Below are 18,822 nucleotides of genomic sequence, written 5' to 3' on the forward strand. Positions count from 1 at the left end.
ATTCAGCCGAATGGAATACATGACGATGGAGGCAGCCTTTGAATCGGTAGATAACTATATCGATTTTTACAACAACCGAAGGATGCATGGCAGTCTAAAACGGATGCCTCCACTCCAATTTTCTAGTTGGATTATGCAGTTCGAAGATCGATCCAAGTTTTATAGATCTTTGTAAAACTTCAAAATATAGCGTTAGACTGCGAATACAGTATTTTACTCGGGTCAGACTCCAGATTTAAGGGGCCGAACCGCATTTGCAGGCATTTTATAAAAACAGGCGATTTTGTATGCTAAAACCTGCATTTTTGCAGTTTTGAGCTTTGAAAGCCACCGCAGTTCTATAAACATGCCAAGTCCAGCTACATATATTCGGATAAATGGGGGCTGTCCAGAAAGTCAATGAATACTGACATCTGGGACCGATTTATTTGCCCGAATGGCCGGTATGTTCGCTTTAAGAAATACCAAACGAAAAAGAATGCTTCTGGCTTGGAACAAAGCTTTAAGATTTATAAATGTGAAGATTGCAGTGATTGTCCATTCAAAGCAAGCTGCACCAAGGCCAAGGGAAACCGCCAGGTACACTGGAATACGATCTAGGAAGAACTAAAAGCAAAGGCCAAAAAAGCCCTTGAGGATGACGAGAAATCCGCGATCTATGCTCGGCGTAAAGTCGAGGTAGAGAGCGTATTCGGTCACATCAAGGGCAATCGGTCGTTTTCCTCCTTGCAAGGGCTAGAGAAGGTTCACACCGAGTTTGGGATTGTGGCTTTGGCCCACAATCTACTGAAGGGGGCAGGCATCCTCCTCGCTACCAACTTTTTATTTTAGGGACTTATTGGACAGCCCCTTTTTATTTATACTCCGAATTCTTTGGCTAATTCGGCCTGAGGTACTTTCCAGAGCTCAATCCACTTCTTGATAGCGGTAATCATAATGACTAATCCTAGGATGATCATGACGATGGAAAGAATGCCGTTTAACATGCTATAGCTATTGGAAGCTGGATTCAGATACACATTTTTCACCATCCAGTAGCCTGCTACGTTAACAGTTACGTATAGGTAGGCCAGTGGAATCAAGCATGTGAGCACATACCAGCGTTTATCTGCAATCTTCAGAACAATGGTCGCGCCAATAATTAATCCAATGGATGCCATTAACTGGTTGGAAACTCCGAACAGTGCCCAAATCGAGCTGATATCTCCTGAATAGAGGAGATAGCCCCAGACGAAACACGCTAACGCACTTGCAAAAATGTTACCAGGTAACCAATCCGTTCTCTTTAATGGTTTATAGAGATCTCCGAAGAAATCTTGAATCAAATAGCGTGCTACACGAGTACCTGAGTCGATTGCAGTTAGAATAAAGACGGCTTCAAAGAGAATGACAAATTGGTAGAAGTAAGAGGCTAAGTTTGCAAACCAAGGAAGCTTAGTGAAGATATAAGTCATACCCACCGCTAGTGTGACCGCTCCACCTGTACGTCCTTCCAGATCCATTCCCACCTCTGCAGCTAAATCTTTTAGATGGACGGTATCCATTCCAAGGGCTGCGAATGCTTCAGGAGAGGAGTTGATTGCAAAGTAGTCTCCTGGTTGAAGGGAAACAGCAGCGATCAGAGCCATCAAGGCTACAAGACATTCCACGAGCATGGCGCCGAAGGCCACAGGTTTAATATCTTTCCAGCGATTGATCATTTTAGGTGTGGTTCCTGATCCAACGAATGCGTGGAATCCTGAAATGGCGCCACAAGCAATGGTGATGGAGATGAATGGCCAGACGGGACCTGCGACGATGGGACCTCCACCATTAATGAAGTCGGAAATAACAGCCGGGAATTGAACCTTCGGATTTACATAGAACACCCCAACAATAAGTGCTCCGAAAACTCCAATTTTCATGAAGGTACTTAAATAATCACGAGGTGCAAGTAATAACCAAACGGGTAATGCTGCAGCAAAGAATGCATATATCGGTAAAATAATGGCGAGCGTGCTGGCATCAAGGGTTAAGAAATCTCCAAACGCGGTACCTTGGATGCTTGGTCCCAGCAGAATTCCAACCATAATCAAGATAAAACCGACTATGGTTGCTCCTTTTAAGTTACCTGTGATCCGATGGTAGATTCCTACGCCCATAGCGATTGGGATCGTGATACCTACCGAGAAGACACCCCATGGATTGTGCTCCAAGGCATGAAGTACGACCATAGAAAGTCCAGCCATGGTTATCGTGATAATAAATAACATGGCAAGCCCTGTACAAAAGGCCGCAACGGGACCCAGTTCCTCTTTAGCTACTTCAGAGAGTGATTGTCCATTTTTTCGCATGGAAGCAAATAAGACAACGGCATCATGTACGGCTCCGCCGATAACGGCCCCGACGAGTAACCAGATGAGTCCAGGTAAATAACCGAATTGTGCGGCCAAGATTGGACCTACTAATGGACCCGCGGCAGCAATGGCTGCAAAGTGGTGACCGAACGTGACCCATTTATTGGTGGGTACATAATCTTTCCCATCCTCCAGTTCATGGGCTGGAGTTTCCTTTGCTGCATCCATCTCCTCAAGCTTTAATATTTTTGCTGCCATGAACGTACCGTATAGACGATAAGCAATTAACAAGATACATATAGCCCCCACTACTATTGTAACCGCATTCATATTGTAATCCCCCTATCGGATTAAAATAATAAGAGTTTGAGATAATCATACCTGATGAAAACTGAAATTCATGATTTTCATCCTAAAACACAGAAAAGAGGGGATGGATTACAAATATCGAACGACGAAATACAAAAGCGCTTACAATCCGCGAAAAAGTGAGGACTGGATAGCTTCTTGATCTAGAAACCTAATAAATTTTTTAAATCTTTTACGTAAGTACGGCTTACAGGTATACTGGACCCTTCTTTCATGATCAGATTGTAGGTTGAATTGAACCAAGGTTGAATTTCAGAAATGTGATCAATATTGACGATGAATCCACGATGAACCCTGATAAATTGATCGAGATTGAGTTTTTTCTCTAACATAGTGAGCGAATCGCAAACCTTGTATTCCCGTTCCAATGTCTTAATTGCGCATTTGCCTTCACACGAGCCCAAATAGGCGATCTCTTGACAATCGATTAAGACAATTCGTTCCTCAATGAGGACAGCTATTTTCCCGAATGGTGTGGCGGGTTTGGAGGATGGAGTAGCCGGACTATTCTCATCCGGAACTCTGTGCATTTTATGAACTTTCTCTAACGTTTGTTGGATTCGCTTCTCATTAAATGGTTTTAAGATATAATCAACTGCATTTAATTCGAATGACTTAAGGGCGTATTCATCATAGGCCGTAGCAAATACAATTACAGGAGTCGGATTTAAAGTAAGCAATTGCTTGGCTAACTCAAGCCCGTTATCTTCTGCCAGCTCGATGTCCAAAAATACAACATCTGGCCTCAAAGATGAAATTTGTTCAAGTGCGTCTTCTTTACAATCCGCTTCACCGACAATCTCCACCTGTTTACTTCGAAGCAAAAGATATTTTAGCTCATCTCTTGCAAGTGGTTCATCGTCTACGATAAATGCCTTCAGCATTACTTATTCTCTCCTTTATGATCGTGTTTAAAAAGTCAGCCTTTCAGCACCGAAAAGGTTGGATGAAGCTAGGGCCTGAGGAGCGGAGCGTACGTTTTGGGTACGTGAGTACCTGAGATGTTTCTGAAGGAAACATGACTTCGTAAGCATTCGCTTAGGCCCGGCCTAAATTCAAGATTCGATGTCGAATAAGCTCTCAGAATAGCTTCGTGATCAAAGGGGGACTTTTTAAACAACCTCTGTATGCTCAAGTGGGATAGACATTGTGATGATGGTTCCCTTTCCAACTTCACTCTGGATCCTTAATGAAGCTCGCCCATTATAAATGCCTTCTAAGCGTTCAGAAATATTAAAAATTGCTGTTCCAGTTCCTTTTTGGGAATCTACAGTTTGCTCACCTAGTACACGCATCTTCTCGCTATTAATGCCTGTCCCATTATCTTCAACTACAATAGTCATGGATTCCTTCGCTGTATAAATGCTGATAATAATTTTTCTATTCTCTTTTATATTAGCAAAGGCATGGTGAATGGCGTTCTCCACAAGGGGTTGTAAGGAAAATGGAGGCAGAAGGACTTTCTCTAGACCTGGCTCGATATCCCAATCAATTTGATACTTATTCGGAAAGCGAGCTTGCTCTAGTGATAAATAGGCCTCAACATGCTCAATTTCTTGTTCTAGGGGAATGAGTAATTGCCGTGCCCCCTGTAAATTACTGCGAAAAAAAATACTCAGATCAATGAGTAGTTCTCGCGCTCTTTCGACATCAGTACGGCATAATGCAGAAATCGTATTCATCGCGTTAAAGAAGAAATGAGGATGTATTTGTGCTTGTAAAGCTCTGATTTCCGCGTCCTTCAGTAGCTTCGTTTGATGCTCAGCTTGGGCTAATTCTAGCTGGGTGGAGAATAGATTGGCTAATCCTTCGGCTAATTCTTGCTGAACTTCAGTTAATTTATCAGGACGTGTGAAATACATTTTAAGTGACCCAACCGTTGTACCATGGACTTTTAATGGAATCACAATAGCGGCCTGCAATGGGCAGTCAGCTCGAAAACAATGAATATCTTTCTTTGATCTCGCTACATGAATTACGCCTTGTTCAAGCACTTTTCTAGTCAATTTTGTTGCCAATCCCTCAAGAGGCGTATGATGATCGGAAGCAGCACCAACATGTGACAGTACCTTGTTATCGTCAGTAATAGCTACAGCATCTGCATCCGTTCCTAAGAGCATAATTTTGGAAATCTCTTTGCACGAATCTGGATTCAACCCTTGTCTAAAAAAGGGCAGCGTTTGCTCTGCGATTTGAAAAGTACGATTGGTTTGGAATGCGCGGGTCCTCTCTTTATCATTCAGCACCGACTGAATAATAACGACAAATAGCAAAGTCCCAAAGCCGTTCCCAATAATCATGGGCAGTCCAATTAACTTAACAAGCTCCCAGGCATTTATGAATGGTTTTGCCATGATCAAAATAATAATCATTTGGACCGCTTCTAATGTCATCCCTACGGCTACGGTAAAAAATGGAGTGAGTTTATTAGATTTCCTTCGCCGCCATTTCCCTATATATCCGGCAGTAGCACCTGCCAAAATAGTTGATATGGCACATGCTGCAGCAGTATAACCTCCAAGTGAATAACGGTGTAAACCAGCAATCAGCCCACTTCCTAATCCAACTGCAGGCCCCCCTATCAAGCCTCCAATGAAAACGCCCATGACCCTCGTGTTGGCAATTGCATTATCAGAACCAATAGAAGCTAGCCAATGCCAATTATGATGGGCAATTGTACTGTGGTGGATTTCAATTCCCGTATAGTTACTAATAATTCCAAATGTTCCGAACAGGATAGTGAGTTTAATTTTCTCACTTGTTTTGTGTTCCCCTTGTACAATTTGACGGAATGATTTCATTTGAGAAAGTAAAAAAGCTGCGATCACAATGATACCTATTTTTTCAATCATGAAAGGCAGTAGTTGTAACATGAGATCACCATCCGTTCTATTTTATTCTCTACAATAATTTGTATCCTATAACAAGATCTAAGGATTTGTCGACTTTGTCTTTTGATATCCGACCATTTTGCACAATTCATTATGTCAGAATATTCCCCAAAATAAAAAGAGGATATCTGATATTATCTATTTGGACTAAAGTCCAGGCGTTGCGTTTCCCCTGAAGCGGGGGACATAAAAAATGATTTGTGATATGCTCATGTGAGCAATTGTGAAAGAAATAATTTTACGAAGCATATAAATGGCCAAATGTATTGATATGTAGAATGGGAGAGAGATTCTTGTTTTCTTATGTAATAAAAGATTCTAAGGAAAGACGAATTTTGTACGGGCTTATGATTTTCGTGTTGGTGCTGTCCGTATCGATCGTAATGTATTATGATGACTATTTCTTCTTGGGGGATCCGAATGCTCCCAATAATGATGATGTGAAATATATTCAGACGGCAAAAATTTTGCTGAACGAAGGGACGCTTGCCTACAATACTGGAACAGAACCCACTTCATTTATTATGCCGGGCTTTCCTCTGATCTTGGCGGGATTTCTGGCGGTCTTTGGGCAGGATGGCGGAGGGGTAGTAGCCTTTCGACTATTTCAGTGCTTGCTCCAAGCTGGTTCTCTCTATTTAATTTTCATTATTGCACGCTATATATTTAATTCGAGGATTGCCTTCATTGCTTGCATATTAAGCGCACTATATCCTCCAGACTACTTCTCTTCGGGCGTCATTCTCTCGGAGACGATATTTCGGATAGTTGTACTGCTGCTGGTCTGTGCGCTTATCACCGCCGTGCAGTCCAAGCGATGGGAATGGTATGTACTGATCGGCGTGCTTACTGCCGTCGCGGCTTATTTTAAACCACAGGCTTCTTTGTTCCCGTCAGTTCTACTGATTCTATGGTGGAGAGAGAAGTACACGTGGAAGGAAATGCTGCGTTTCACATGTATGATCGGGTTGGTGTATATTGTTCTGCTGTCCCCATGGTGGATCCGCAATATCATCACATTCGGTCACTTCATTCTGTTCACAGAATCGGGGGGTAGCCCGTTTTTGCTGGGAACTCAGATTTTTCATCTGATGCCGCCTGACAGGTTCTTTGAGGCTTATCCGCAATATAACCCTGAGACGCTCTTTCAGGGCCATGATGCTGCTGCGGCAGCCAAAGGAATCGATATATTAAAATACGGCTTCACCCATGCTCCGCTACTGTACTTATTATGGTATACGCTCGGTAAATTCATCGGTCTATATTTCGAAGCTTATTACTGGCTACCGATATTCGGTTTAGATTTGGTGACCGCGCATGTGATTCAAGCGCTGCTGATCGGGTTAAGCATTGCCGGAATGGTGATGTCACGAAGATCAGATGATCGGCGGCGTCGGTTGCCCGTTCTGTTGACGATCGTATACTTTACGGGGATTTATGTTCCGTTTATTGCTTTTTCGAGGTATGGTTACCCGACGGTGGTGCTCCTGCTCATGTATTCTGCATTGGCCATGGATCGGATCATCTATAAGATCAGGTTGAGAAGACAGAAGGAACAGGTGACGAAACATCAGATGGAAGGTTAATGGGAGGGGCTTTCGGATTACCGGAGGCCCCTTTTTATTTTCATTCGCATATATCAGAAACAGTAATTTCGTTCAGTTGGGTGCTTTAACCGCGTATTGACAAAGGCAAGTTATCGTTCTATCATAATACCCATAGGGGTATAGGTATAAAGGAGGAAACAAAATGTCTACAGTAAACGTAACTGACAATTCTCTTGAACAGGTCATTCAGAACAATAAATTAGTCCTTTTGGATTTTTGGGCTCCATGGTGTGGTCCTTGTCGCATAATCGGTCCGGTTCTTGAGCAATTGGCCGACGAAATGGGAAGCGAGGTACTCGTAGCAAAGTTGAACGTTGATGATAATCAGCTGTCAGCGGCGAAATACCGGATTCAAGGAATTCCTACGTTGAAGCTGTTCCACGATGGGAAAGAAGCTCAGACCTTTGTTGGAGTTCAACCTTTACAAACACTCAAGTCGGCGATTAAGCAGTACGTGTAATAGAGGTAGTTCAAAAAGTCCACTTTTGATAAGAAAACCGATCGAAGTCATTCAAGGATGAGCGACCGCGATTCAAATGTAGGTTTTCTTGCGATATAGAATTTCATCAACTCCGTTGATAACGAATAAATTCTATATCTAACACGAAGTAACACTGAGAGCATAATCGACATCGAATCTTGAATTCAGCCGGGCCTAATCGAATGCTTACGAAGTCATGTTTCCTTCAGAAACATCTCAGGTACTCACGTACCCAAAACGTACGCTCCGCTCCTCAGGCCCTAGCTTCATCCAACCTTCTCGGTGCTGAAAACCAGACTTTTTGAACATCACTGTAATAACTACTAATAAGGAGTGTTTCATCATGGCTGGTAAATACTCGAAGGAAATTATGCCTGAAGACGTTAAAGCTAGATTGGAAATGGGCGAGAAGCTAGGCATCCTGGATGTCCGGGAAATTGATGAATGGGAATCGGGGCATATCCCCGGCGCCAAGCATATTCCTCTGGGTTATTTGACGCAAAGACAACATGAACTGGATAAGAATACGGAAATGATCGTGGTTTGTCATAGCGGTAATCGCAGCAGTATTGCCTGCGAGCTTCTGGAGGGATTAGGTTATAACGTTACTAACATGCTCGGCGGTATGTCGCATTGGACGGGTCCGAGGGAATAAAATGTAAACAATTCTGCAAGAGCGGGCACATTACGGTGTCCGCTTTTATGTATCATTGTAATTCGTAAAGGTTAAGCAGTATAATTTTAATACCTGTATGGGTATAAATGACTAGGATAGACACAAGTAAGGTTGTCCGATGATCGATTTTCACACATAATACATTTTATAAGAATGGAGGGGGAATCGGAATGATGACATATGATGAAGATGTGATGCGGCGGCTTAAGCGTATGGAAGGACAAGTAAGGGGTGTCCTGAGAATGATGGAAGAGGGCAAGAATTGCAAGGACGTCATTACGCAGCTTTCCGCCGTACGCAGCGCCGCAGATAAAGCCATGGCCTACATCGTAGCGTCTAATCTCGAACATTGCATTCTGGAGGAACAGGAGAAAGGGCAGGACTCTGGAAAGCTTGTTAAAGAAGCCGTAGAACTGCTCTTGAAGAGTCGTTAAAGCATCCTGGATGATCGGATGCTTTTTTTTATATACAGTAATGAGCCTGAGTAGTTGACAAACAGAAATATTCATATTACTATTTTTGTATACCCCATGGGGTATACAAAAATCAGTCAAGGAGCAGAGAAGAAGAGTTATTTTTTTTACTTTGAAATATACCCCTATAGGTATTTTGCAAGTCATGAATACTAATAAGTAGATAAGGTGGGATCGTGTGAACTACGGCCTTTATGTTTTGATCATTGCTCTTGTCGCCTGGATGCTGTACAAACGATTTGTTCCAGTGAAGGGATTGAGGAATCTAAATCTTACACAGTTCAAAAGTGAATACCAAGGACACCGATTAGTCGATGTCCGGGAAGCTCAGGAGTTCAAGCAAGGTCATATCGCTGGAGCAGTAAATATACCGCTTAGTCAGATAGAGCGGCGTCTGAATGAAATGCCGAAGGATAAGCCTGTGTATCTATACTGCCGCAGCGGGATGAGGAGCAAGCAGGCAGCGAAGCTGCTGAGCAGGCACGGCTACAACCAAATTTCCCAATTAAACGGCGGCATCTCTGTATGGGACGATCCGACAACGAAAAAGTAAAAAAACGCAACTTAGTAAACCAGTGAAGAAATATTTATCAGCTGAATAATACCCACCAGGGTATTCGAAAAAGGGGAGGAATGATTATGAGCAACAAGATACTTATCGTCGGCGGGGTTGCTGGCGGAGCGTCAGCGGCTGCGAGACTTAGAAGATTAGACGAGAATGCGGAAATCGTTATGTTTGAACGGGGTACCTATATTTCGTTCGCCAACTGTGGGCTTCCTTATTATATCGGAGAGACAATCAAAGATCGCTCCAAGCTGATGGTGCAAACGCCTGAAAATTTGAAGGCAAGATTTAATATAGATATCCGTATTAATAGCGATGTTATTGGAGTCGATACACAGGCTAAGAAGGTTAGAGTTAACAGCGCGGATCAAGGAACGTATGAGGAATCTTATGATTACTTGATTCTATCCCCGGGAGCAAAGCCAATTAAGCCCCTAATTCCGGGTATCGACAGTGAATTCATATTTACAGTACGCAATATTCCAGACACAGACCGGATCAAGTCTTATGTCGATCTAGCAGGCACTCGAAGCGCGATTGTTATTGGAGGCGGCTTTATCGGAATAGAAATGGCTGAGAGCTTGCGAGAGCGTGGATTGGACGTTTCACTGATCGAAGCTGCGCCTCATATTCTTGCGCCTTTCGACTCCGAAATGGTTGCATTCGCAGAGAAGGAAATGACGGATCATGGCGTGAAGCTCGTCCTTGGAGACGGAGTCGAAGCGTTCCATGATAAGGAGAAGGGGATTGAAGTCTCCCTCAAGAGTGGGCTACAGTTATCGGCGGACTTGGTGATCCTGGCAATCGGCGTAACGCCAGATACCGAGTTTATCAAGAAATCTGGGATAGAACTGGGCGCACGGGGCCACATTATCGTTAATGAGTATATGCAAACAAACATCGATGGTGTTTATGCCGTGGGAGATGCGGTAGAAACGACGGATCTGGACGGACAAAGAGCGATGGTACCACTGGCTGGTCCGGCAAACAAGCAGGGAAGAATTGCCGCGGACAATATTCACGGATTGAACACTGTGTACAAGGGAACACAAGGAACATCTATTATTAAAGTGTTCAGTCTTACAGGCGCAAGCACGGGATTCAACGAGAGAACATTGCAAAGAATGAACGTTCCATATCGGACGATCTATGTACATCCAAACTCACATGCCGGATATTACCCTGGCTCCAAGGCAATAGCGATGAAGCTGTTGTTCAACGACGAAGGTAGAATATTAGGAGCACAGGCATTTGGCTCCGAGGGAGTGGACAAACGCATCGACGTCATCGCAACGGTACTTCGCTTGAAGGGAACTGTCGATGATTTGGCCGAGCTTGAGCTCGCTTATGCACCTCCATTCTCTTCTGCGAAGGACCCGGTGAACATGGCTGGTTACCTGGCGCAAAACGTCCTTTCTGGACAATTGGATATATTCACGGTGAAGGATCTAGAGACGCTGCAGCCTGAACAGGTACTGCTCGATGTAAGAACCGCCGCGGAGTATGAGCAAGGACATATCGATGGGGCTGTTCTCATACCAGTCGATGAATTGCGTGAACGCATGAACGAGCTCGATAAAGATAAAGAAATATATGCTTACTGTGGTGTAGGAATCAGAGGGTATATCGCAGCCCGTATTTTGACAGAGCACGGTTATAAAGTAAAGAACTTAACCGGGGGTTATCGCACGTACGAGATGTCGAAGTATTCCCCTAAATAATAAAAGAGAGTGAAGAAGATCGCCTACCACCTGAAAAAGCAGGTGGGATAGGCGATCTTCTTGGTTTGATATAAGCGATTTGCACACCATTTTATAATTTCAGTTCCATTCCATCTTCAGCGATGTAAAACGCTCTATCTTGAACAAGCTGCGCAAAGGTACTTGCTTGATCGTTAACAGGGTTCGTATGATTGAAATGCGTAAAATAGATTTCGGTATGCTCTGCCAAGCCCTGCAGTCGATCCATAGTCTCCGTCATGACAGGATGAGGGATCTCTTTATAATTGCGTCCCATCTGTTCTATCTCTTCAATAGAATGAAAGGTGCCGTCTAATAAGCAGATGTCCGCTTCCTCGGCCATGTCAAAAATGTCTCGATCCCACTCATCCCAACGGTCAATATCCGGGATATAGAGCAGTTTTCGTTGTGGACCTTCGATCCAGAAGCCGAATGTCTCCGATAGCTCATTGCGATGAGGTACTTCAATTGGTGTGATGCGTACAGAAGGGGATAGCTGTTCCTGCCGCTCATGCTGAATGCCGTTCAATTGAATATTGTTTAGCTCCACCAACTGTGACCAAGGCGCATTCGCTTCAAGCATCTGTTTCATATGATCCCCGCAGAAGACCGGAACTCCTTGAGCTCCCATTGCCTCTCTTCCCAGAAACATCAATCCGGGATAGTGTCCGATATGAGCATGGGTCAGCCAAATGCTGTTCATGATCTGACCTTGAAGATGGTATTTCATTTGAATTTTTGCCATCTGTTCGCGCATGTCCGGTGTTGCATCAACTAAATGCCATTGCTTCCGATTAGGCTCAATAATGGCTAAGGATGCGGCGAACCTACGCGTCCCATTTTGCATGGCGCTCATGCAATTCTGACAAAAGCAGTTCGGATGCGGGACACCTGCATCCTGGGCGGTTCCGATAATATTAACGATGACTTCATTCATGACCCATTCCTCCTACTGCCGCACTCTGTTGTTGTTGGAACGAACGAGCCGGGTATTCCTTTTTCACGATTGTCCATCCCGTAATCCCGTATACGATATTGATAAGCGGGACCAGGAAGGCGAAGAAGATGTACGGAATGAATTGTTCCGGGCTTACGCCAAGCATACTGGCTGCGAATACAGCGGGAACTCCCCATGGCACTAATGAAATGCCAACCGTACCAGCCGCCTCAACGGATCTCGATAAGTTTTTCGTATCTATGTTCATATCCTTGTAAGTTTGGATGAAAGTTCTCGTTGGCAATATGATTGCAAGAAACTGTGCACCGCTAGCGAACGCAACAAGGAAGGTCGACGCAATCGTTGTTGCAATAAGCGAGCTTGGGGTCTTGATTCTAGCCACAATAGGCCGAACTAGAGCTTGGAAAATTTGAGTTCCTTCCATTAGTCCGCCAAGTGCAGTCGCGATCGTCAATAAACCAATCGTATTCAGCATGGAGACAAGACCACCTCGATTCAACAAGGAATCGACTGCTTTCACTCCGGATTCCGCATGGAATCCGTTCGTCATCGTGTTGACCATCGATGTGATGGATTCTCCTTGTACCACGATGGAAATGACCCCACCAATGATACCTACCAACAGCAATGTCGGCAATGCCGGTAGTTTCTTGATCATTAGGAAAATCGTCAGTACCGGCAGCAACAGCAGCAGCGGGTGAATAATAAACGTATCTTGTATCCCATTTAATATCATATCGATATTACCAGTATCCACCGAGCCTTGTACCGAGCGGGTACCGAACAGCCCGTAGAGCGCAACGGCAATGGCGAATGCAGGAATCGTATCCCAGAGCATATGCCGTACATGGCTGAATAAATCTGTTTCCGCCATGGCTGGTGCAATATTCGTAGTATCGGATAACGGTGACAGCTTATCGCCAAAGAATGCGCCGGATATAACCGCTCCCGCAATCAAGCCGGGGGAGAAGCCCATTCCTTCGCCGATGACCATGAATGCTAATCCAATCGTCGCAATCGAAGTGAAGGAGCTGCCAAGCGTAATTGCCACGATACCGGTGACAACCGCAACTGCCGGAACAAAGAAAGAGGGATGAATAAAGGATAAGCCGTAGTAGATCATGGTCGGAATAACTCCGCTTGAGATCCACGTACCGACGATCATCCCAATGACAAGCAAGATGAATATCGCAGGCAATGCTTTAGATACGCCGCTAACCATCATTTCTTCAAGTTCCTTCCAACTATAGCCACTCATCACCCCTACGAGAACGGTGACGATGATGCTAATGATTAAAGGGATAAACATGCCAGCCTTCCAAATGAAGATAGAGGCAGCACCTGCAGCAATAAGCGCCAATATAGGCAAGAGCGCTAAGCCAATGGATACTTGTCGTTTCATGTTCGTTTCACTCCTTTATGTCGTAGTTGTAATGGTTCATGTTCATCAGTCGACTTGTTGAACAATCTCTATAAAATAAAAAAGAACCTCCATCCCCAAATAGGGACGGAAGTTCCGCGGTACCACCCTGATTAACAAAAAATAAGCTTTTGTTCACTCAATTATTTAACGGCATTGCCGGACGTTAGTCAGCTCCCTAATTGTAATTCACTGCATGTCCCGGCTTAGTTCACACCAACCACTAAGTCTCTGATTTTCCGCCCACAGACAGCTACTGTATTAGTTCAACACTTTTGAAATATTCACTTTTATACTTCCATGCTTTTTTGCTTTCTTGCGTTAAATGACATGATAGTCCTCCTAAATTTTTTTGTCAACAACTATTTGGTGGGAGTTAATCCCAATCAGTAAGTATAAATGCCATAGTTCTGTATGCCCGGTAGGTTTTCCCTTGAACATTCAATGTTTGGTTGTATCGTCTTAGGAGGTTCGGAGGGGATAGGGACGTTAGAAGTCGAATTTCTAGGACGGGTAAATAAATGTATATGCAAGGTCATGATTTATCTATTTGAATTCGGGGCTAAGTTTCTTACTGTTACAGTAGGCCGTATTTTAGGCTGCTTAAACAATGTAATGAGATCACAGGAAGGAGGTAGGGGGATCGAACCCAGCTTGTAAAGAGATACATGGTTGACGAGGTTTCTTGATGAATGCAAAGGATAGGGAGCATAAGAAAGGGGCTAGCATGTATGAGAAGGAGTAAACGATGGTTATCTATGGTCATAATTACAGTCATGCTATTCACACTTAATCCGGCTACGCATGCGGAAGAGGCAGCGTCGTTACAAACAGGCAAGCAGACTGGCGCAAATGGAGATGGTCATGTAGTCCTGAATTCAGAGCAGATTACACAACCTGATGGACAAGTGCCAGTAGATCAGGAAGGTGAGGTTCAGATTGATCCAGTAGAAGAGGCCACCCAAAATACGGATCAGGCCACTCCCCCTGCTGAGCAGGCCTTTGAGACAGAGCAGCAAAGCGTGATCTCGGCGGTTTATGATGAGCCATACAATTTGGCTCTTGGCCTCTCTTATGAATGGTCGGAAGCGCCAGAAGCAGCGTATTCGGATGATAACAACAAGCTGACAGATGGCAACTATGGGGAGCTAAATATTTCCGATCCAGCATGGGTAGGACATCTCAAGAAGAAGACGCGCGAAGTCGTATTTGATCTCGGCGACCGGAAGTCGATCACGAAGATTAAGGCGAATTTCCTGCAGGACTGGCCGAATAATAATGTACTCATGCCGCTGACAGTCTCGATGTATGTCTCCGATGATAAGCAGAACTGGGGTCTGCTCTCGCATTATGCGACTCAGACGCTATGGAAGGATGGACAATATAAGGAGACCTATGAATGGGATGGAAGCAAGGATGGCATCAAGAGCATAGGCCCGGAAGCGAAAATCGCTTATGCACGTTATGTGAAGGTCATGTTCTCAATGCATACCAGGGCAATGAGCTTCGTGGATGAGATTGAAATATGGGGTAACGACGGGCAAATTGAAGGTGCGGTAACCGTTCCGACGCAGCAGCCGGCATTCCTAGCTCCAGGCGAGGCGACAGCGGGGATTAAGCATCTTGGGCTGCTCTATAACGGGCATTACAGCAATGATCTGGGAACCTGGAAGAAGGAGCGAATCATTCCGAATATCAGCTACGTAGATAAGGCCGGAGAACCGACTGATTGGCTATTTGACGGTGTTCTGTATCTGGGAACCTTCTCGGATCAAGGCCGCGGGTTTGGTGCCGGATCAGATATGCCGTCACTTAAAGAGGATTGGCAATGGTATTTGGAGAAGACCTTCGCTCCCGAAGGAGACATGTACCAGCTTAATGAAGCAGCCAAGGAAGTCAGCGCCAAGCTGAAGCAACCGAATCAGAAGGAGAAGGTCGTCCTGATGATTCCATATCCGGATGAGGGAGTGACCAATTTCGGCGATGTAGACGGGGATAATAAATCCGAAAATTTTAAAGCGCTTACAGATCGAGTGAAGGCGGTTCAATGGTACTTGGATGAAGTGAAGCATAGATGGGTAGCGGCGAATTATTCTCATCTTGAGCTTGTAGGGATGTACTGGCTGGAAGAGCAGATTGGTACCGATCAACACGGACCAGAGTTGATCCGCTTGATCAGCGATAAGGTCCATACGATGACGGTCTCTGGCAACAGCAATATGAGATTTTTCTGGATTCCTCATTTTCTGGCTTATAAGAGCTTCATGTGGGAGGATGTCGGATTTGATGCCGTAGCCTTCCAGCCGAATTATTTCTTCGAGCCGATGGACTATGACCGACTGGAGGATGCGGCGAATATCGCGAAGCGGTACGGGATGACCAATGAATTCGAGTTCGATGACCGGATGCTCACTGACGGGGTCTTCCGCGAACGATATATTGATTACTTGAACAGTGGTGTGGAGACGGGTCTGATGACCGATGGCTTCAACGCATACTACCAAGGAAATAACGCTGTATATAACAGTGCGGTGAGTACGGATCCAAGCAACAGGGTTCTTTATGATTGGCTGTATCAATATGTACAAGGAACATATCAGGTTAATAATGCCGCACCTCCTGAGGTAGACGTGTTGATGAATGGAGAGCCGTTCCAGAGCGGAGTTGTCCTGACGGAGACGGAGTCTGTTCAGTTCACCTGGAAGCTGAGAGAGGATGACGGACTGACCAAAGTAAATGCTCTGTTCGATGGAAGGACTTATACGCCGGGAACCGTCATATCTTTAGCAGGCAAGCTGGGTAAACATGAGTTGCTCATTACGGCAACCTCCGGCAAATCGATCAAAACCTCATATGTAGTAGAAGCATCCACAAATGCAGCAGGAATCAGGGTATACGTTGACGGCTTCGTACAAGAACAGAAAATTACAGATGCTGCAGCAGTACGCTCCTTGAATAACTACTTGGAAATGATGAAGCGTTATGAGGGCAAGGATGCGGCGCAGGTTACCAAGTATCTGAAAGGATTTAACGCTAAGCTGGATCAATTTATGAAGGCCGGAATGATGAAGGCTGAGGCCTACAATACTTTGAAGGAGATCGTATATTATCTCACAGGCAATTTGGTGCAGGATAAAGCAGTTGAAGCATCTTCCACCGAGGGCGGCAATCCAAATTATGTACCGGCAAAAGCCGTCGACGGATTCCCGGCCTCAAGATGGGCCAGCGACTATGTGGACAATACCTGGTTCCAAGTCGACTTGGGCGAAACACAAAAGTTCAATACGATCCGAATCGATTGGGAATATGCCCGGGCTAAGACCTACAAGCTACTTGTATCCGATGATAAAAAGACCTGGACTAATGTCATACCAAATGACGGAGTTATCACAGCGCAGGATGGGAAAGAAACGGTGCAATTCTCCCCAGTAACTGCGAGATATATCAAATTCCAAGGGATCGAGCGGAATACGGATTATGGATATTCCTTCTATGAGTTCGGAGTATATAACCTCTCCGGCGACGTCGAGGTGCAAGCTATTGACGGCTTACAAGCCGCAGTAGATACGGCAACTAAGAAGGTAAGGATTGACGGACTGCTAATGAATGGCGACGATCAGGCTGCAGTAAGCCTGAAGGTGTTGGATCCGAAAGGCAAGGTTCATTATGAAGAGCAGAAGACAAGTACCGCAGAGGGGAAAGTCCAATTCGTATTCACGCTGAAGGGACAGTTGGAAGGAACCTATCAGGGATATGTATCGACAGACGGTATGGTGACGCCCGCCAAGGTGAGCTTCGACTATAAGAAGGCTGACCCAGGCAATGGTAATGGCAACGGCAACGGGAATGGAGGCCATGGCAATGGGGGAAGCGGTGGCGGTTCCTCTGTTCCGACTTCACCTTCCACCTCAGTGCCTGTTGAGCTGAAGCCACAAGCTGATGGCTCGGTCATAGGAGTGGTAAGTACGAAACTGGATTCCGGTGGAAAAACAGCGTTGGGTACGGTAAGCGAACAGGATCTGCAGAAAGCAATGACCGAAGCAAAGGCGGATGCAAACGGTAAGCTGAATATAACGCTTGAGATGAACAGCATTGGGGATGCAGCGAATTATGCGCTGGATCTTCCAGCCTCATTCTTCTCCGAGCATCCAAATCTGTCGATCAAGGTGAACACACCGAGAGCGTCAGTCGTTCTATCCGGGCAGATGTTCGACAAATCCGCAGAGCTTGGCAAGCAAATGCGATTGATCATTGGCGAAGGAAATCGTCAATCACTGAGCAAATCCGCACAGGCCCAAGTGGGCAGCAGACCGCTCATCCTGCTGGAAGTGAAGATGGATGGCAAGAGTATTGCTTGGAAGAATGAGAAGGCGCCAGCAGCTGTGACGATTCCGTATGTTAGAGCTAATACGGAGTCCGCTTTCGGACTAGGCATTCTATCGATCAATAACCAGGGTGTGGCTAACACCGTTCCTGGAGCATCTTACTCCGATGCAAGCAAGGAAATCCGCTTCCAGGCCAGTCAGACCGAAACGTATGGAGTATTTGCTGAACGGTCCGCAGTGCAGTTCACCGATCTAGGCAAGCATGCATGGGCACAGGAAGCTATCGAGCAGTTAGCTGCGTTAGGGATTGTAAAGGGAACATCACCAGCAACATTTAGTCCGACCGAGCAGGTAAGCCGTGCAGACTTTATCGTCATGCTGGTTAGAACGCTGGATCTGAAGACAGACGTAGACAGCACATTCTCCGATGTTCAATCTCAGGATTACTATTATGACGCGGTATCGATTGCGAAGCAGCTCGGAGTCGTCACGGGGATGGATGGCGACAAGTTCGTTCCCCAAGGGAAGATAACGAGACAAGACATGATGGTGATGGCAGCCCGGGCAATCCAGGCTGCGAAGGGACGCGAGATCTCGGGTAATCTAGCATCGCTGGGAGGCTTTAAGGATATGGGTGCAGTATCTGATTATGCAGCAGGCCATATCGCAGGAATGGTTGAGCATGGACTGATTCAAGGGGATCGTGAAATGATCAAACCACGCGAGCAGGCGACCCGTGCAGAAGCAGCTGTATTCTTGTATCGCTTGTTGAATAGCTTGACGACAGCTCAATAAACAATAATAAGGACTTGGCATTAGCCAAGTCCTTATTATGTGCCGGATCATAAGTGCTAATATGCAACTATATGGGCCCTTTATTTCACCTATGGAGAACTAGCTGCGTTTATACAACTATTTGGATGGTTTATCCCTCAATTGAGGCTTAAATCAGGAAATAGCTGCGTACATGCAGCTATTTCCT

At 45.2% G+C, this 18,822-nt stretch carries 13 protein-coding genes, 1 pseudogene and 1 other annotated feature; of the genes and pseudogenes, 9 read left to right on the forward strand and 5 right to left on the reverse strand.

Translation table 11 applies throughout. The features are described 5' to 3' along the window. The first annotated feature begins 25 nt into the window (after positions 1-25). Both ABD014_RS24890 and ABD014_RS24895 read left to right on the forward strand, forming a co-directional pair. Positions 26-175 (forward strand): IS3 family transposase, encoded by a 150-nt coding sequence (locus tag ABD014_RS24890; RefSeq protein WP_425542120.1) that lies wholly within the window; start codon positions 26-28, stop codon positions 173-175. A 224-nt stretch (positions 176-399) separates the two neighbouring features. Beyond that, positions 400-831: pseudogene (locus ABD014_RS24895) on the forward strand (transposase). 26 nt (positions 832-857) lie between these two features. Here the strand turns inward: ABD014_RS24895 and ABD014_RS19575 are convergent. The 3 genes from ABD014_RS19575 to ABD014_RS19585 form a co-directional block, all read right to left on the reverse strand. Continuing rightward, a complete protein-coding gene (locus tag ABD014_RS19575; protein WP_343863962.1) occupies positions 858-2,666 on the reverse strand; it encodes a carbon starvation CstA family protein in 1,809 nt (602 codons plus the stop codon). 182 nt (positions 2,667-2,848) lie between these two features. Beyond that, positions 2,849-3,589, reverse strand: a complete 741-nt coding sequence (locus ABD014_RS19580) for a LytR/AlgR family response regulator transcription factor (RefSeq protein WP_343863964.1) — start codon at positions 3,587-3,589, stop codon at positions 2,849-2,851. Positions 3,590-3,817: 228 nt separating this feature from the next. Beyond that, on the reverse strand, positions 3,818-5,578 hold the full coding sequence (locus tag ABD014_RS19585) for a LytS/YhcK type 5TM receptor domain-containing protein (RefSeq protein ID WP_343863966.1): 1,761 nt from the start codon (positions 5,576-5,578) through the stop codon (positions 3,818-3,820). A gap of 311 nt (positions 5,579-5,889) precedes the next feature. Between ABD014_RS19585 and ABD014_RS19590 the strand changes: the two genes are divergently transcribed. The 6 genes from ABD014_RS19590 to ABD014_RS19615 all read left to right on the forward strand — a co-directional run bounded on the left by ABD014_RS19590 (position 5,890) and on the right by ABD014_RS19615 (position 11,119). Beyond that, on the forward strand, positions 5,890-7,182 hold the full coding sequence (locus ABD014_RS19590) for an ArnT family glycosyltransferase (RefSeq protein ID WP_343863968.1): 1,293 nt from the start codon (positions 5,890-5,892) through the stop codon (positions 7,180-7,182). A 163-nt stretch (positions 7,183-7,345) separates the two neighbouring features. Beyond that, on the forward strand, positions 7,346-7,663 hold the full coding sequence (gene trxA / locus ABD014_RS19595) for a thioredoxin (protein WP_343863970.1): 318 nt from the start codon (positions 7,346-7,348) through the stop codon (positions 7,661-7,663). A gap of 364 nt (positions 7,664-8,027) precedes the next feature. Beyond that, positions 8,028-8,339, forward strand: a complete 312-nt coding sequence (locus tag ABD014_RS19600) for a rhodanese-like domain-containing protein (RefSeq protein ID WP_343863972.1) — start codon at positions 8,028-8,030, stop codon at positions 8,337-8,339. Positions 8,340-8,530: 191 nt separating this feature from the next. Beyond that, positions 8,531-8,794: a metal-sensitive transcriptional regulator gene (locus ABD014_RS19605; protein WP_343863974.1), complete on the forward strand. Its 264-nt coding sequence runs from the start codon at positions 8,531-8,533 to the stop codon at positions 8,792-8,794. Positions 8,795-9,011: 217 nt separating this feature from the next. Then, positions 9,012-9,386 (forward strand): rhodanese-like domain-containing protein, encoded by a 375-nt coding sequence (locus tag ABD014_RS19610; protein ID WP_343863976.1) that lies wholly within the window; start codon positions 9,012-9,014, stop codon positions 9,384-9,386. A gap of 86 nt (positions 9,387-9,472) precedes the next feature. After that, positions 9,473-11,119, forward strand: coding sequence for an FAD-dependent oxidoreductase (locus tag ABD014_RS19615; RefSeq protein ID WP_343863978.1), 1,647 nt, complete (start codon positions 9,473-9,475; stop codon positions 11,117-11,119). A 91-nt stretch (positions 11,120-11,210) separates the two neighbouring features. On the opposite strand, the gene ABD014_RS19620 is transcribed toward ABD014_RS19615, so the two are convergent. Further along, complete coding sequence (locus ABD014_RS19620; protein ID WP_343863980.1) at positions 11,211-12,074, reverse strand: MBL fold metallo-hydrolase; 864 nt, start codon at positions 12,072-12,074, stop codon at positions 11,211-11,213. After that, positions 12,067-13,497 (reverse strand): Na+/H+ antiporter NhaC, encoded by a 1,431-nt coding sequence (nhaC, locus tag ABD014_RS19625; protein ID WP_343863982.1) that lies wholly within the window; start codon positions 13,495-13,497, stop codon positions 12,067-12,069. The genes ABD014_RS19620 and nhaC overlap by 8 nt, the downstream gene beginning before the upstream one ends. Before the next feature lie 98 nt (positions 13,498-13,595). After that, positions 13,596-13,794: a binding site (T-box leader), on the reverse strand. 452 nt (positions 13,795-14,246) lie between these two features. On the opposite strand from nhaC, the gene ABD014_RS19630 reads away from it, so the two are divergent. After that, positions 14,247-18,635: a DUF4855 domain-containing protein gene (locus ABD014_RS19630; RefSeq protein ID WP_343863984.1), complete on the forward strand. Its 4,389-nt coding sequence runs from the start codon at positions 14,247-14,249 to the stop codon at positions 18,633-18,635. The last annotated feature ends 187 nt before the right edge of the window (positions 18,636-18,822 follow it).

Origin of the sequence: Paenibacillus motobuensis (assembly GCF_039521865.1) — a bacterium.
Taxonomy (GTDB): domain Bacteria; phylum Bacillota; class Bacilli; order Paenibacillales; family Paenibacillaceae; genus Fontibacillus; species Fontibacillus motobuensis.